Source organism: Spirochaeta isovalerica (assembly GCF_014207565.1).
In the GTDB taxonomy this organism is placed as follows: domain Bacteria; phylum Spirochaetota; class Spirochaetia; order DSM-2461; family DSM-2461; genus Spirochaeta_F; species Spirochaeta_F isovalerica.
In genome coordinates this window covers 228,809-245,064 of record NZ_JACHGJ010000003.1, presented here as the reverse complement: position 1 = coordinate 245,064, position 16,256 = coordinate 228,809, and the positions used below count along the sequence as shown (strand labels likewise).

12 protein-coding genes are annotated in these 16,256 nt (G+C 48.3%); 2 read left to right on the top strand and 10 right to left on the bottom strand.

All coding sequences use genetic code 11. The features are described 5' to 3' along the window. Window positions 1-84 precede the first annotated feature (84 nt). Both HNR50_RS10705 and HNR50_RS10700 read left to right on the top strand, forming a co-directional pair. Entirely contained in the window at window positions 85-1,386 is a 1,302-nt protein-coding gene (locus HNR50_RS10705) for a diguanylate cyclase domain-containing protein (protein ID WP_184746758.1), read from the top strand. After that, window positions 1,386-2,972, top strand: coding sequence for a PEGA domain-containing protein (locus HNR50_RS10700; protein WP_184746757.1), 1,587 nt, complete (start codon window positions 1,386-1,388; stop codon window positions 2,970-2,972). Before HNR50_RS10705 ends, HNR50_RS10700 begins: the two co-directional genes overlap by 1 nt. On the opposite strand, the gene HNR50_RS10695 is transcribed toward HNR50_RS10700, so the two are convergent. From HNR50_RS10695 to HNR50_RS10650, 10 genes are all read right to left on the bottom strand, one after another. Beyond that, window positions 2,969-4,114 (bottom strand): hypothetical protein, encoded by a 1,146-nt coding sequence (locus HNR50_RS10695; RefSeq protein WP_184746756.1) that lies wholly within the window; start codon window positions 4,112-4,114, stop codon window positions 2,969-2,971. The genes HNR50_RS10700 and HNR50_RS10695 overlap by 4 nt on opposite strands. Before the next feature lie 13 nt (window positions 4,115-4,127). Beyond that, entirely contained in the window at window positions 4,128-7,835 is a 3,708-nt protein-coding gene (locus HNR50_RS10690; RefSeq protein ID WP_184746755.1) for an Ig-like domain-containing protein, read from the bottom strand. Between the two features lie 71 nt (window positions 7,836-7,906). After that, entirely contained in the window at window positions 7,907-8,503 is a 597-nt protein-coding gene (locus HNR50_RS10685; RefSeq protein WP_184746754.1) for a hypothetical protein, read from the bottom strand. 16 nt (window positions 8,504-8,519) lie between these two features. Further along, on the bottom strand, window positions 8,520-9,215 hold the full coding sequence (locus tag HNR50_RS10680) for a coiled-coil domain-containing protein (RefSeq protein ID WP_184746753.1): 696 nt from the start codon (window positions 9,213-9,215) through the stop codon (window positions 8,520-8,522). A 40-nt stretch (window positions 9,216-9,255) separates the two neighbouring features. Continuing rightward, window positions 9,256-10,017, bottom strand: coding sequence for a PilZN3 domain-containing protein (locus HNR50_RS10675; RefSeq protein ID WP_184746752.1), 762 nt, complete (start codon window positions 10,015-10,017; stop codon window positions 9,256-9,258). Between the two features lie 132 nt (window positions 10,018-10,149). Continuing rightward, a complete protein-coding gene (locus HNR50_RS10670) occupies window positions 10,150-10,887 on the bottom strand; it encodes a tetratricopeptide repeat protein (RefSeq protein WP_184746751.1) in 738 nt (245 codons plus the stop codon). A gap of 221 nt (window positions 10,888-11,108) precedes the next feature. Continuing rightward, window positions 11,109-13,265 carry a methyl-accepting chemotaxis protein gene (locus HNR50_RS10665; RefSeq protein WP_184746750.1) on the bottom strand — a complete coding sequence of 719 codons (2,157 nt, stop codon included), beginning with the start codon at window positions 13,263-13,265 and terminating at the stop codon, window positions 11,109-11,111. A 66-nt stretch (window positions 13,266-13,331) separates the two neighbouring features. Beyond that, entirely contained in the window at window positions 13,332-14,264 is a 933-nt protein-coding gene (gene rlmF / locus HNR50_RS10660; protein ID WP_184746749.1) for a 23S rRNA (adenine(1618)-N(6))-methyltransferase RlmF, read from the bottom strand. Between the two features lie 57 nt (window positions 14,265-14,321). Further along, window positions 14,322-15,959, bottom strand: coding sequence for a SulP family inorganic anion transporter (locus tag HNR50_RS10655; protein WP_184746748.1), 1,638 nt, complete (start codon window positions 15,957-15,959; stop codon window positions 14,322-14,324). Window positions 15,960-16,058: 99 nt separating this feature from the next. Next, entirely contained in the window at window positions 16,059-16,244 is a 186-nt protein-coding gene (locus HNR50_RS10650; RefSeq protein WP_184746747.1) for a hypothetical protein, read from the bottom strand. Between the last annotated feature and the right edge of the window lie 12 nt (window positions 16,245-16,256).

Here is a 16,256-nt window from a genome sequence, read left to right as displayed (position 1 = left end):
AGGGCAATGTTCAATGTTTTTTGAAAGTTAAAGTTTGGGGAGACGTTGGATATGTGCCGAAAAAAATACTATCATAATATTGGAATGAAACAGATGAAACAGAAAAGCAAGGTTTACGGCTCTTCCGTCACCATGAAATTCATTATAGCTTATCTTCTGACGGCCGTACTGCTTATTATGAGCTTTACCCTGCTGGTTTTTGAGAACCAGGTGGACCTGATCGGAGAAAACGCTCTCCTCCGTACATTTTCCATCGGTAGGGAAATCAATGCTGTAATGGAAGAGAAAACCGGCTATGAGGAACTCATTCAGGAGCTAGAGTCGAAAAAGCACCTGAACATAGAATACATCAAAATATTCAACGAACAGAATCAGCTTCTGGCGGCTTCGGACAATCTCCCTATGGCACCGGTTACGCCGGATCTAATCCGTTCCATTCAGAAATCGCTTACCAAAAGAGATTTTGAAAATTCCGGTTTTCATCACGAGCTGATATTTGATAAACGGCTGATCGATATCTACATACCCGGACCTGAAGGAACTTTTATCGTCATTGTCGGAATATCGATTGAAGAAATGGACAGGAGAATGAGCTATCTCTTCCGCCAGAGCGGCCTGATGACGATTCTCGTCGCCCTTATCCACCTTATTTTCGCTTTTTTTACCTATAACGCTCTGATTTCGCCTTTGAGAAAAGTACTCAATCTCCTAACGGAAATCAGCAACGGAAATTACGATGTGACATTCCCCAGACACCGCAGCGATGAGTTCGGACTGATAACAAAAAAGATAGAACAGATGGCCGGATCCATTTCCTCGGTACACAGCGAAGCCAGAAACGCCAATCCCCTTTCGGGCCTGCCCGGCAATATCGCCCTGGAACGGGAGATCCAGAAGCGCCTGCAGACCGGCAATGCTTTCTGTGTGCTCTATTGCGACCTGGATCAATTCAAAGCCTATAACGATGCCTACGGCTTTTCCCGGGGCGATGAAATCATTCTCTATACCCGCGATGCCATAGAGAAGAGCATCAGTCGGAGCCATGCCCGCAACTGCTTTTTCGGACATGAAGGGGGAGACGATTTCGTCATAATCTGCGATTACTACGACTGGGAAAAGATATCGGCGCTGACAGTTGACGAGTTCGACAGCCGTATCGAAGAGTTCTACAGCGAAGAGGACAGAACCAGAGGTTACATCGAGTCAGTGGATCGGAAAGGAAAGAAGCAGAAATTTCCCTTTGTGAGCCTCTCCATTGCCGTCGTGAGCAATCATTACAGAAAAATCGACTCCTACGGACAGCTGGCCCATTACGCAGCCGAAATGAAGAAGGTGGTCAAGGGAATCGAAGGATCGGCCTATAAAATCGACCGGAGGGTCAATTGATGGCGAAACGCCTTCTCATTATAATTCTGATCTGTATCGGCCAGGGCCTCCTCTTTGTGGAACTTTCAGCAATTATACAGGAAGAAAAGGTTACGGTTCTCCACAGTCACCTGAGCGAAGTATCATTTGAACAGAACAGCGACTCCCTGCTCAATATTACGGGAAGACTCACTCTTATCAAAAACAGGCTCGACGCAGGGGACAGCCCCATGGACAACTATCAGTATGAAGCGAGAATGCAGTCCCTCACATCGGGGCTCAACCTCTACGGAGATCAGGGCAATGAAGAGGAACTGCGGCGGAGCACACCGCTTACAAAAGCTGTCAGGTATTTACTGGGCAGTAATGAAAGCCGCTTATCGGCAGAGGATCCCGAATATTTCCCCCATCTCGAAGAGGCCTACTACTGGGAGCGGAACAGACATTACGATCTGGCCGTCGAAAAGTACCGATTTCTGGTTTCCCGGTACAGCCGGGACCTGAAATCTTCGGTCATGGACACCATACTCCTCCATCTCTCTTTCTCACATCTCATGAATGCCGAATACAGCGAGGCGGAGAGAATCGCCGACGAAATCATCAGCCGATCGGAAAATATAGTCTTCCGCATTACCGCCGACAGAATCAATACGTTCCTCTTCTCACTCAGAAAAAAACAGCAGCAGCTCGCCCAATTGGAGGAAAACTCTCTGGAACTGGGCCGGGAACAGTATTTTTCCGTAAAATACAGAGAAGCGATCGCCACCCTGGCAATTTTTCTGGAAGAATCCGATCCGTCTCTCAAGGAAGAGGCGGAAGCGCGTTATTACCTGGCTAGAGCTATGGAGGAACTGGGTAATACGGAAGATTCAATAAACGAATACCAAAGGATACTGGCTCTTTCCGATGATGAGAATATTACGATGGAAGCGGGTCGCCGCCTTCTCATGATCGACTCTTTCTACGATATTTCCGATGAGGAAACGGAAACGCTGGCGAAAACTCTGGAAGGTTATGAGGATCCCGAACTGAATGAACTTATAGCGCCGTTTAGAGAACTCTACATTGAACCTGCTGTCTCCCCTACCGCATCGGCTTCACTTATTGCTGAAGGAGAGGAGACAGAAGGCGAAGCGGAACCGCAGAGAACCGGAGAGATATATCTGACGACAACTCCTCCGGGAGCGGCGGTTTCCATCAACGGCATAAGCTTCGGAATCAGCCCGCTCTTCATAACCTCTCTGCCTGTGGGAGATGTTATCGTAAAGGCGGAATACGAAGACCGAATGATAGAAAGAAGCATAGAGGTGACGGACAGAATTATCCGGAAAGTCAATATCGACATTCCGAACCTGCCTGTTGATAAAGCTTCTGCGGAAGTGAAGATTCCCAAAGGGACTTTTATCGTCAGCTACGATCTTAAGGAAGTTTCCATGGAGTTGAATTATGAGCCGGTCGATTACGCTTCCGGGGCACCTGTGTCCCTGGATCCGGGAGAGTATATCTTTATCATTTCCGGACGGGATGAGTTGGACAAGCTCTACTTCTGGGAAGGCGTTATCACCGTGGAAGAGGAAAAAACAACAAAGATCTCCATTCCCGATTAAAAGTGTAAACTCGCTCCCAGGTTAGCGGTAATCTGGAATCCCCAGTATTCTTCATTGGGGAAAATATAAAATCCCGGAGCCAGAAAAAAGCTGAAACGCCACGGTTCGCCCTCTTTATTCCCCGGTCTGATTCTGAATACAGGTTCGATTCCGTAATACTGATCGGCATAAAAAAGAGTGTCCACTTCCTCGAGAGTGTTGAGGTTTCCCGAAGCTAAATGCCCTATCATCCCTGCCGATCCCCGGAACCCGAAGGAAAAGATCCCCTTTGATGGGATGGTATAGCCAAGCTGAATAAGCGCCGTGAACTGGAAGAGAGTGTCCACATAGTCGCTTTCGCTCTGAGCCCATGCAGCCCCCAGGGCGATTCTGAAATCGAGAGGGAGAGAGAAAAGCTTCATGGAGGCAGCCAGTTCCGCCCCGGTTCCCGCTTTTGAATACTCTCTGAAACGGGCCAGGGGGATGAAAGTTGATGATGAGACATCAATGGAGTCGAAAACAAACCACGGTTCATTCGTTTCGGCAGCATCGATGGATTCGTCTTCCCGGGTATCCTGATCCGTCCCGGGAGACTCCTCATCGGCGGTTGCTGCCGCCGGTTCTTTGACAGGCTCTTCCGGACTGTCTGCCTCTTCCGGATCGGCCGGGGCTTCACCGTTGATTTCCTCTTCCGGTATTTTTTCAGGATAAATAAGAGGGTAAGCGTCAGCTTTATCGGCGAGATTTCTGACGACGAAGCTCCACTTGCCCGAGGCGCCCAGGCTTTCATCTCCAGCCGATTGAGTCGTTCCGATGAGAGCTCCGTCCACCGTATGGATAAGGCGGGATTCAATCCGGAGCACCTCTTCGTTGATATTAAAATCTGAAATGAGAATCAGAGGAACAAGGAGGTTCAGCGCCTCGTTCCGGATCATCTGATCATCAGCCCCGGAAGGGAGCTCCGAATAGACTGTCCCGTATCCCCTCATTTCCCAGTAGCGGTCGAGATTCGACCTGGATTCCTCCCTCACCAGTTCCTCTTCAGCTGTATCTGCCGAAGTGTAAATCAGGATCGGAATTTCACTTCCTGATTGATCCTGAGAAGGGAGATCGAGTAAAGCTGTGCAGATAGTAACAACCATCAGCAGAGATATTTTATTCATTTAAGATCTTACCTTATGGAACCACATCAAACCTGATAGTTCCTGTTGAAATATTCGTGCCGTCGCTGACCTGATATGTGAACTCATCTATTCCGTAAAAGGATGGACCGGGGACCTGATAGGTTACGGTGCCATCACCGTTGTCGCTTAATGTGCCGGATCCGGAGCTCAAGGCTGTGAGAATCAGAGGTTCATCTTCCTGATCCAGAGCATCGCCCAGCAGGTCCAGCGTAACCGTATTGCCCGCGGACTGACTGATTTTTACATCGTACTTTTTCACATAGGGCGCCCAGTTGGAAGGCTCGAGATTCAGAGTCATCTTCGACTGGGCATTGCGGGTATTGACGCCGAATAAGCCGTCGTTGAGAGGTTCATTGAAATCATAGGAGGTCTTCATTTCTCCTGCCGACCAGATTTCGGCCACATCGCCGTCCTCTCCGGTCACCCTCAGCTCCAGACTGTAAACCGGCGTAGTGGCGTAATCATCGCCGGATTCCAGAGTTTCAACGAAAGTGGCCAGGTTGGCGGAAGCCGTGCCGTTTACGAGTTCTCTGATCCTCCAGATATCTCCACCGGCCCCGGCTTCTATAAATTTGAAATTGCCATGATCGACATAATCAAACACGAGAGAAGCATTCTGACTTCTCGTTCCGGTTATCATCTGTACCGATAGGCCGAGATTGAAATTTTTCTGGAGAGATCCCTGATAGATGGGTATGGCAGGACTGAAAGCGTCGCTCAGTCCATTGTCGTCAACAATGATGCTATTGGCGGAACCGTCAAAATAATAGGCATTGTCATCAATATTATCAAGGATCAGAGCATGGGGCGATCCGTCGAAAACTTTTGAATTGAACTCAAAGTACTGGACATCGGTGAAATTGATAGCCGCAGATTCTCCTCCGCCCAGATCTATCATCACAGAGCCGTTATTGGCCTGGCCGGCATCCCCGAGAATACCACTGGTTATTGTAATGGCGCTGGCAGGATGGTCCGAAAGATCAATAGTATTAAAACCGCCCCCTCCTGCGATAGCGAAGGTTTCTCCATCGGAGAGATCAGTGAATTTTATGACATCATCAAAAGCCGATCCGGCGAAATCCGCCGTATCGAATTTCACGACTTCCGTTCCGGAGCCGCCTGATCTGTCGGGGACTGTCTGGCTTCCGTGGAAACTCATGTCAAAGGTTACAGACATAGTGGCGGCGGAAAAATCGGCTGTTCCCGTATCGGGAAGGACAGAACTTTTCTCAGCAACAAAAACTTTGATGCTGGAGTTGCCTAGTGTATCGGTCACGGAGACTATGAGGATAAGCCATCCGTCGTTCATAGCGCTTAAGTCGAGAGGTCCGATTGCCTCCTCTCCGCCTGCCGGAATCAAGCCCGAGTCGGAAAGGGAGGCTCCGCCGTTGCTGGAGCTCAAAGTATAGGAATATGTGGAATCGGGATCTCCGAATATGGAAAAACTGTAGGAACCGACATTGGTTGCATCAACGGCTTGTGAGAAATCCGAATCATTGAACGCTTTCGCATTGAGTACAACCGTATCGCTGCCTGCAGCGGATTGATTTTCCGCATTGTCGGTCTGGACAATGGATACGGTTAAGTTTCCATCGGGCAGCGCTTCCACATTGATATTGCTTTCTGAGAAATCTCCCGTTGAATCAAAAGTACCCGATCCCGAAAGCACGGCTCCCCCTGAGTCCGAACTGATTGTATAGCTGTACGCCGCGCCCTCTTCGCCCCCGGTTACGGAAAAGGAAAAGCTGTCATTATCCGCCGAAGTCACCGGATCGGAAGAATTGATGGTTACAACGGGAGCTGAGGGCGCGATAATGTCCCTTTCAACCTGGTCCTGACCGATACCGCTCTGGTTACCTGCCTCATCTGTCAGTCGAACCTGAAGAGTCAGTGTCCCGTCATTCAGTGATGTTGTATCAAGACCTGATACAGATACCTCTCCCGATCCGTCGAGGCTGCCGCTTCCTGTAACATCAGTTCCCCCCATAGAGGAACTGAGAGTGTAATTGTATGTAATATCGGCTTCACCGCCACTTAAGGCAAAGGAAAAGTCTGTGTAATTGGAAGCATTGACAGGATCGGTGAGTATATTAACAATCGGTGAGTCCGGCGGAGTGCTGTCTATGGTTACATTGGTAACCGCTGTTCCTTCGGAAACATTTCCCGCTCCATCGGTCACACGGATATTTATTCCGCTGTACAGGCCTTCTGCTGCGATATAACGGGGATCGGTGTAACCGAGCCAGGTTGCTCCATTATCGATGGTGTATTCAAAAGTCAGTCCCGTATCTCCCGAATAGTCTGTTGTCAGGTCGATTTCCAGTATTTCGTTGGCAGCATCATCTGAAAACAGTACATCCCGGCTGCTAAATTCAAGCACATCGAAGAGAGGAAGGGCCGGGCCGTCTCCGTCATAGGTAAAACTGAAGCTCGATTCGGGATTGGTTCTTCCTTCGGTTCTCGAAGCTGCTCCATCTGCTACTGTTAAGGTGATGGTTCCAGTGGTCATGGAAACAATATCAACGGTATATACATCATCACTGATTTTCTGAAAATTGGACAGGGATCCGCCGTTGATAGACAATTCTCCCACAGCAAGATCATCTTGATCCATATCCAGATCGAAGGCGATTGTAATTGTGACAGTGGCATCATTGGTCACAGGGGATGAGGAAGACGTGAAGTTCACAGCTATCTTAATGCTGTTATAGGTATAATCATAGGTATCAGCCAGGGCTGTGTTCCCGTTTCCGGCACTATCGAAGGCTATACCGGCAGGTATATCGAGGGAAACCAGAGCTTCCGCCCGGGGTGTTACATCAAAAGTCCAGGTTGTTCCCGATCCGCCGAGGTTAGCAAGATCGGCGTTTAAGGCAGAGATATCATCGAGAGTGAATCCTGTAACCGGCTCTGAAAAGGAAGCTGTGAATGTCAGGGTATTGTATCCGGCAATACCTCCATCACTGACAGGACCGGTCAATATGACTCCGGGAGAGGTTCCGTCGTATGTGATGGAGAATACGGCGTTCTGCGATTCTGAAGCTCCGGTCAGCGTATCCGCGGCCGCTCCCTGGACAACAGCGATTTCCGCTGTTCCGTCCGTACCGGGTACAAGATCGGCAGAGTAGAGGTATCCGGATCCGCTCAGATTTTCAACAGAACCGAGAGTCGTTGAGATATCGGTAATCTCGAACCCTGTAACCGATTCGCTGAAGTGGAAAGTGAGGGGAATCGGAGTCAGGGACGTGATGGACGGTTCCGTCGATGAGATCGAGAGCGTCAGTCCGACGGGAGAATAGATGAACAGATAATTTTCTTCAGTATTTTTCAGACCGCTTATACCGGTTATCGCTCCGGCAGAAATGGAAAATCCCACGGTGCCGCTGCTTACGGCGGTCAAGGAAAAGCTCGAAGTATCTCCCGAATGGGAAAATCCCCCGACCGTACAGTTCAATGGCTCCAGATCGCTGATTGAGACGTCCGGGACCTCCTCGGACCAGTCAATTGTGACGACAGATACTCCATAGGTCGATTCCTTACCGACAGAAATTGTAGCGCTGATAACTGCTGAAAGAGCGGAAGGAACGGGTTCGCTATCAGGAGCGATACGAGGATCGATAAGAAAATTACTGCAGGATTGAAAGCTTGAGAATATAAAAACTGTTAATAATATCAATATATCAGATTTTTTTCTTTTCACTTTCACTCCTTTTCATCCCTATTATATGATAATGATTCCTTATAAGGAATTCAATTAAGGCAAATCAGTATCTATTCCGCCGGATCGAATATGAGCCTGATGCCTAAGGTTCCGCCGGGTATATATCCCCAGTATGTCTCTCCGGAAAAAATCTCGAAGGAAGGAGAGATAAACAGAGCCACATGAGTTTTTTTCTTCTCTCCCGCTTTGAAGGTGTAAGCCATTTCCAGCTGAAAGCGGTATAGCTGATCTATGTAAAGGGTTGTTTCGTCATTTCCGTCGAGCATGAAATCACCGTTGAGAATATGGAAGACGGCGCCTGCCGAAAGCTGGGGCGTCATAGTGAAGGCTCCCCGGCCCGGGTTAATCTCCCAGCCTATTCCTGCATTGACATTGGCATCAACCAGGAGGTCTATCCTTTCGGAAGAATTAAAGTTGTAAGTGGCGTCGGCTCCGAGAAAGACCCTCAGGCCGTACAGTCCTCCAAACTTGAAATTCGCCTGGAGTCCGAATCCCGCTTCGTACTCGCTGAACCCCCGGTAATGGCTCACCGGAACCTTGAAAGGAGCAGCGATGTTGAGCGAATCGAGATAAAATCCCGGTCTATCCTGCCCCTGCAGGGAAAAAATCCCAACAGTGAGCATAAGACCGATAATAAGCTTTTTCATCTTAATCATACCCCTTTCAGAAATTCATGCTGAGCAGGCTGTCTACTTCTTCCTGAAGCGATGAGGAGCGAGTGATAGCCCTGTTCAAAGCGCCGGAGTCTTTTGTGGAAAGATCGATACAGGCTTTGAGGAATTCGATTCTGTCATCATTTCTTCTGATATTCAGATTATTAACGGTTATGTAACGTTTCTTTACGCCGATCTGTTCTTTCAGGCTTGAAAGTTTGCGATTGAGATCCTGGAGACGGTTTTCCAGATCGAATTTCTGCTGTCTGTTCTCCTCGATGCTTTTCTGAAGCTCATTTTTCATTTCCGGATCGGTCAGAGTTGTCGAAAGAGTATAGAGATCCGTACCGGAGGATATGACCGTATTCATCAGAGATTCGATCCGGGCGATAAGGCCGAACACATTGGAAACATCTGATTCCAGTGTCTTTACAGCGGAACTGTACTGGCCGTTTTCCTCATTAAGAGAGCTGTTTCTTTCTTTGAGCAGATCAATTTCCCTGCCCGCCACATCCACATCCATGCAGTAGGGTTCGGTAATGTTGCTTTCGATTATGGCTCCGAAATTGTTTCCGTAGATATGGACGTAGTTACCATTGAGATCCAGGTCATTTTTTCCGTAGATATTTTCGAGGTTTGTCGATGAAGCAGAAAGGCTTCCCATTCCGATTGCGGCTATACATAAGGCCGTTACTGTTTTTTTCATTTTTGTACTCCCTGTTTTTATTCTGTCAATTTTTATTATTTCAATTGCTTATATTTATCAGCTCTTTCAGATTCCCCAGAGAGCTTGTAAATCTCGGGCTCTGCTGGTCTATGGAATAATTCAGTCTCATCTGAAAAGCATCGATATTCTGTTCAAACTGTTCATCTATTTTTCCTATGATTTCATAGGTTTCGCCGGTATCGGGCGATTTCAGAACGATCATTGCTTTGTGGTTGACAAAAGACTGGGGATTCCCCAGAAAATTGATCATCACTTTCTCATTGTCGATATATGAAGGGAAGCAATTTTTTTTGATTCCCCGGGCAAAAAGCATTCCTTCTGCCTTTTTATTCAGCACCGTTGAAGCAGTGGAAACTTTAGTATGGTGCTTCCCGAAAACCGAAACCAGCTCATAGGGTATTCTTCTTCTCAGCTTCAGGCTGAGATACTGCATGTCCTGACCGGGAAGACCATGGTTATTCATATTGACGAACTTGGTGTAGAGATTGAAGATCATCTCTTTTTTGAAAAGAGAATCAAAAAACTTCAGATGTACCGTCACCATTCCGTTTTCCGAATAGATTCTCCTTCTCAACGCTTCAGTCATCTTAGCCAGAATCACCATATCGTTCATTGTCGCGGAAATGAGAGCTCCTTTCGTTTTCTCCATCCCGATTTTCAATATCGTTTCGCTCTGCTGAAGCCCGATGGACTTCGCAACGCTGGTGGAAAAAAGGATTCTCTGGTCTTTATATTTGTTGTACAACTGGTTATTCAGCTGTACTTCCTGATGTGTTAACAATGATTCCTCCTTCTCTCTAACATCTATGCAATATCCGTGCCATTTGCTATTATCTTAATAAAACCGTTTTTTTCCTACGGTTTTGTCGAAGTCTCATACTATTCAGATGAATCCGACGAAAACTGCCGCTGATCACAGCACCCTTCGGCTTCTGTCCTGCCAGAATCGGGCCTTCTCCATATCCACATCAGTTCCGATTCCCTCCCGATACATCCGGGACAGTTCTTTTTCCGCTTCTTTGAATCCCTGTTCCGCCGATTGGCTGATCCATTTGAAAGCTATCTTCAGATCTTCGCCGGAACGGTCGCCCTCCCTGTAAAGCATTCCGAGCTTGTACCGGGCGATTCTGTGTTCCCGAACAGCCGCTCTGTTCAGCCAGTAATAGCCGAGCTGTTCGAAATAAGACCCTTCTTTGAGAAGATAGATTTCCGCGAGACGGTACTGCGCCTCCACATGATTGCGCTCCGCTGCTTTTTCGAGCCAGAAAATGGAAAAGTCATCGTTATCCCGGTAAAAGATTCCCAGTTCATACTGGGCTTTCAGATATCCCGTCACCGCCGCTTTATTGAGCAGCGAAAGAGCTTCATTCATATTGACCCCTGTTCCCAGCCCCCGCTTGTACAAAAGAGCGAGCTGATACAGGCTTTCCGGATCCCCTGCGGCGGCTGCTTTGTTAAACCAGTAAAAAGCCAATTCATTATTCTGGAAGATCCCCTCTCCCAAAAGGAATTTTTCAGCCAGGATTTTCTGGGCTGTCACCCTTCCGGCTTCAGCCTGTTCGGACAGGGCATCAATGGTCAGTTCCGGAGTCATCGAAAACAAGCCGAAGGAACTGAACAGAATGATTGTAAGAGCCATTAACTTTTTCATGGGTAGACCTCATATTTTTAGGGTTTTAATTTTCTAAACCCAATTATGCAAAATATGTGCCATAAAATATTAATTGGGTAAAAACCCTTTTTTTCTCGAGATTTATATGATTTTTTAGGATTATTCGACCATATTGACTAAAAAGCGGTTCGTCTGATTCGACGAACCGCTCTCTTCGGAGTTATCACAGGTACGGGAAAACACAATTCATTTAAGAGAAATCAGGGTATAAGCCGCCGCTTTTCATCGTAGCTGTCTGACAACCTGAACATTTCCAGCATGCCCTTGAGCTGAGCCGCCTGGGCAGCCAGCTCCTCTCCCGCCGAAGCGCTCTCTTCGGCACTGGATGAATTGGACTGTGTGACCTGATCGATTTGTTCCAGCCCCGCGTTGATATCATTAATCCCTTCGGCCTGTTCCGTACTGGCCCGGGAAATCTCCATAAGGAATTCCGCGACTTTGATCGACCCGGCAAGGATTTCTCCCAACTGGGACGCAGTTTCTTCGGCTGCCGTTTTCCCTTCCTTCACATTCTTCCCCGACGCCTCGACCATGGCCGTTGTCTCCTTGGCGGCATCAGCACTCCGGTTGGCCAGGTTTCTGACCTCATCGGCGACTACGGCAAATCCCTTACCGTATTTCCCGGCTCTGGCAGCCTCCACATTGGCGTTGAGAGCCAGAAGATTTATCTGGAAAGCAATGTCATCGATAACTTTGACGATTTTACTGATATCCTGTGAGGATTTTTCAATTTTATTCATAGCCTCCAGCAGCTGTTCCATTTTTCCGTTTCCCTTTTCGGCATTGGCCGCGGCAGTTTTGGCCAGGGAACTGGCTTCCATGGCGCTGTCGGCGTTCTGTCTGGTCTGGCTGTTAATCCTGGTGAGCGACGATGAAATTTCTTCCAGCGAACTGGCCTGCTCCATAGCCCCCTGGGAAAGCTCCTGACCGGCATTGGAAACATGTTCCGCACCGTTATTCACCTCGTTCACGGTCTGGGTTATCTCGTTGAGCAGTCCGTTGAGGGAATCATTCATATCCATAAGCGACTGACCGAGCTGATCGTCCTCCGATGCCTTGACGATGTTCTGGGTCAGATCTCCGGAAGCTATTGTTTCGATAACGCCCGCTTTGTAACGGAACGATTCAAGCATTCCCGAAAAGGAATCGGCCAGCATGGCGATTTCGTCTTTTCTCTTTATCTCAATCTTTTCGACATTGAGGTCTCCCCGGGAAATGACATCGGCCATTCCGGCAACCCTCTTCAAAGGTTTGGCAATGGAATTGGCAAAGAAATACGCTACCACGATTCCCGCTGCGGCGCTCAAAATTCCGACCAGGAGAATTATGCCTCTCATACGGATGAGACCGTCCTGGAAGTCATCCACATAAGCTCCGGGAGAGATGATCCAGTCCCATTGGGGGAAATAGCTGAAGCTGGTGAATTTTCTTCTGGCGCGAGTCTCGCCGGTATTTTTCCAGTCATAGTATTTTATTCCCGTTTCCCCTTTTTTCAGACTCAGGGATTCATCGACGATTTCCTTGATGAAATAGACGCCGTTGGAATCGGTGGCATTGATGATGCTCTCGCCGTCGCGGAGATGATTCAGCGAAAGAACATATTCCCCCTTGCTGTTGAGAACACTGATATATCCTGTTTTACCGACAACCTGGCTGGCAATGTTATCGAGGAAAGTATTCTGATAATCCTCTTCCCTCACGCCGACATAAAGTATCCCGATTATATTCATTCTTTCATCATAGAGAGGCTCATAAGCCGTCATATACCAGCCGTTTACAACCCAGGCTCTGCCGAAGAATGTTTCGCCTTTCATAATCGTATCGAATACCGGTTTTGACACGATAGTTCCGATGGCCCGGTTCCCGTCGTCTTTTATGACATTAGTCGATATGCGGTAGAAAGCCGTATCATAAGCCCATCCCGCAGAACCGGGATCGGAGCTTTTTTCACCTTCAAAACTTTTCAGCTGGAAGATTGTAGCCGTTCCGCCGAGGAGATCGCGGATCTCATCGACAATGGCGTAATTCTCCGCAATATGAATCGGCGCCCGGTCTCCGACCGGATCATAGAGAACCAGATCTCCCTTTTCATCCACTGTGGGATCACCGTAGGAATTAAGAGTTTTCCTGGCCACTTTCAAATCTGTCTTAACTTTATCCAGAGCTATTTCATAAATGCTTTCCGCATTGAGGGAGAGCAGCTCTGACTGTTGCCGCAGCTTGGTTTCATTTTCCAGAGCGGTTTCATTCTGTATGGTCACATAAAGAATGGTGCCCAGAGTCAGAATCGGGACGATTACCAGAACGGCGCAAATGAGTATCAACCGCCCCTTGATCTTTAAGTGGAAAAAACGCATGGATGCCTCCTCGCTATATAAAGTGTAATAGCCGATTCAGCTCTTTCAATAGGAAATTGTTTAAAATTAGGCTTTTTTATACTTATCAGCCAGAGATTGTCTCCTGGATTCGCTCATAAATGTCCAGGCCAGAAGGCGGCTGTTCTTGTTTCCCTGGCTCATGGAAATAGTTTTGAAGGCTGCTGTCTTTTCCCGGGACAGCTGTTTTTCCAGAATAGCCAGGTTTTCCTTTCGGGAAACAAGGGAAGTGAACCAGTTAACCTGATCGGCGAATTCAGCGCTTTCCCGGATCATTTTGCCGATGAATGCCGCTTCTCCGCCGGGATACCACAGTTCATTCTCCATTCCGCCGAAATTGAGGTTCCCGGGACTCTCTTCTCCGGTCATTTTTCTCCATTTCTCTCTGTTCGCTTCGACGGCTTCCTTCTGAGATGCGAAAAAAGGAGGATTGCAGACTGTCAGATCGAAAAAGTCCCTCTCTTCGATAATATTGCGGAAGATGAACTGCTTCTGTTTCTGCTGTTTCACTTTTACCAGCTTGCTGATAGAAGGATTTGTCTGAACGATCAGCCTGGACATCTTAAGGGATAGAGGATCGATCTCCGAAGCGGTAAATTTCCACCCGAAGGCTCCGCAGCCGATGACGGGGTAGATACAGCCGGCTCCCGTCCCCGTATCCAGAACATGAACCTTTCTTCCCCGGGGTATGTCTCCTCCCGTATACTCTCCCAGCAGATCGGCGGCGTAATGAATATGATCGGCCCGGCCCGGGACAGCAGGGCAGAGATATCCCTCGGGGATCTGCCAGTTTTCAACTTTATAGTAATAGCGCACCAGAGCCTTATTGAGGAGAAAAACGGAACGGGCATCGGAAAAATCGATTGTCTTCTCCCCCGTGGGGTTCGAAACCACAGCCTGCTCCAGTTCGGGGAGACTTTTAACAAGAGCATCAAAATCGTATAACCCGGAATGGGGGTTTCGTTCGTGCAGATCAGCCATGGTCCATATGTTAACGGGACGGGAAAAAAGAGACAAGAGCTTTTTATCGTACTTCCCTCAGAGGGATTCAGCCCTGGCTACAGCATCCTTGAAGGAGCTGCAGATATTTTCTTCGGGAATCCACCTGTCCATGCCGTTGTTCTTCAGCTTCAGCAAAACTTCATCATTAAGCCCGGACAGGACGACATCGATCTTCCGGGAGTGGAGAAAGCGCACCGCATCGGCAAAAGTATTCATCCCCGTTTTATCAATAAAGGAAACATGGCGCATGCGGATTATAATCACATCTTTCCTGATTCCCAGTTCTTTCATCAGCTCGATGTAACGCCGGGCCGAAGCGAAAAAAAGCGGACCGCTGATTTCATAGATTCCTATACGGGAAGGCAGAGCCGAGTAATCGTCAATGACATCGAGATCCACCACATGGTCGATTCTTTTCTCGGCAATATCGGACATTCTCTTCATAAAGAGGAGGCTCGAAAGAACGATGCCCACTTCGATGGCCGCTACCAGATCGACAAAAACCGTCAGCAGAAATGTGACGAGAAGGATAATCCTGTCATACATGTTTCCTTTCAGATAGGCTTTGAATGCATGAAGCTCGCTCATGTCGTATGCCACGACAATAAGAATCCCCGCCAGAACGGCCATGGGGATGTAAACGGCATAGGGACCGAAGAAAAGCATGATGGATAAAAGTGTCAGCGAATGGACGATCCCCGCCAGAGGGGTGCGCCCGCCGTTTTTCACATTGGCAGCGGTCCTGGCCAGTGCTCCTGTCGCCGGTATCCCGCCGAAAAAGGGAGTGACGATATTGGCGATTCCCTGGGCTATGAGTTCCGTATTGGAGCGATGGTTGCCGCTTATCATCCCGTCGGCTACCGTGGCTGAGAGAAGGGATTCGATACCCCCCAGCAGGGCAATGGCCAGTCCGGCCTGAAAATAAGCAGGGAGAAATCCCGGATCGAAGGCGGGTATTCCGAAATGGAAAGATCGGGGAATGGCTCCGTAGAGCGAGCCGACTGTTTCCACGGGCAGGCGGAAAAGAGCTGCGGCTCCGCTGAGGAGAATAATGGAGACAAAAGATCCGGGAATGCGCTTGGTCACTTTTCTCAGAATCAGGATAAGGGCAATGGAAGCAAGAGTCAGCACCAGAGAATAGGGATTGAAATCGCCGGCCTTCCGGATAAAAAGCGACCATTTCTCCAGAAAATCAGCGGGAACCTTTTCAATAGGCAATCCCAGGGCATCTTTAATCTGCGTCGAAAAAATGACCAGGGCAATGCCGCTTGTAAAACCTGTTATGAGGGGATGGGGAATGTATTTGAGCAGATTCCCCAGCTTCAGAACCCCGAAGAGGATAAGGAGAATTCCCGCAATGATCGTCGAATAAAAAAGACCGGCGAATCCGTAGGACTGTACGAAACCGAAAATGAGAATGACAAATGCTCCGGTCGGACCTCCGATCTGAACGCGGCTCCCACCGAGGAAGGAGATGATGAATCCCGCCAGAATTCCGGTAACGAGCCCTTTGCCGGGATCAACACCAGAAGCAACGGCGAAAGCGATGCAGAGCGGCAGAGCGACAATACCGACCACCACACCGGCCAGGACATCCTGGACCATCTGTCTGCGGTCCAGGCCGGAACGGATCAGTGAAAAAAACTTGGGATAGAAAAAGGAATTTGCTTTCATATAAGCAACCGTTTAAATCCTTTGGCCCTTCTTGTCAAGACGGGAAGACAAAAAGAGAAGCCGCCCTGCAGGACGGCTTCTCTTTCTGATATATTATTTCTAGGCTATCGACTTCAGCCCTTTTCCCCTGTATTCAGCAAATCTTTCTTCGGAAACTATGATTATCTCTTGTCCCGACCTTCTGTTCATCAGGTAGATTTTTGCCGCAGCATCATACTTTTTCAGATTTTCCCTATTCATAAAGGATACAAACTGTTCGTTACTGAAACTATATCCGTTTAACATATATCACTCCCT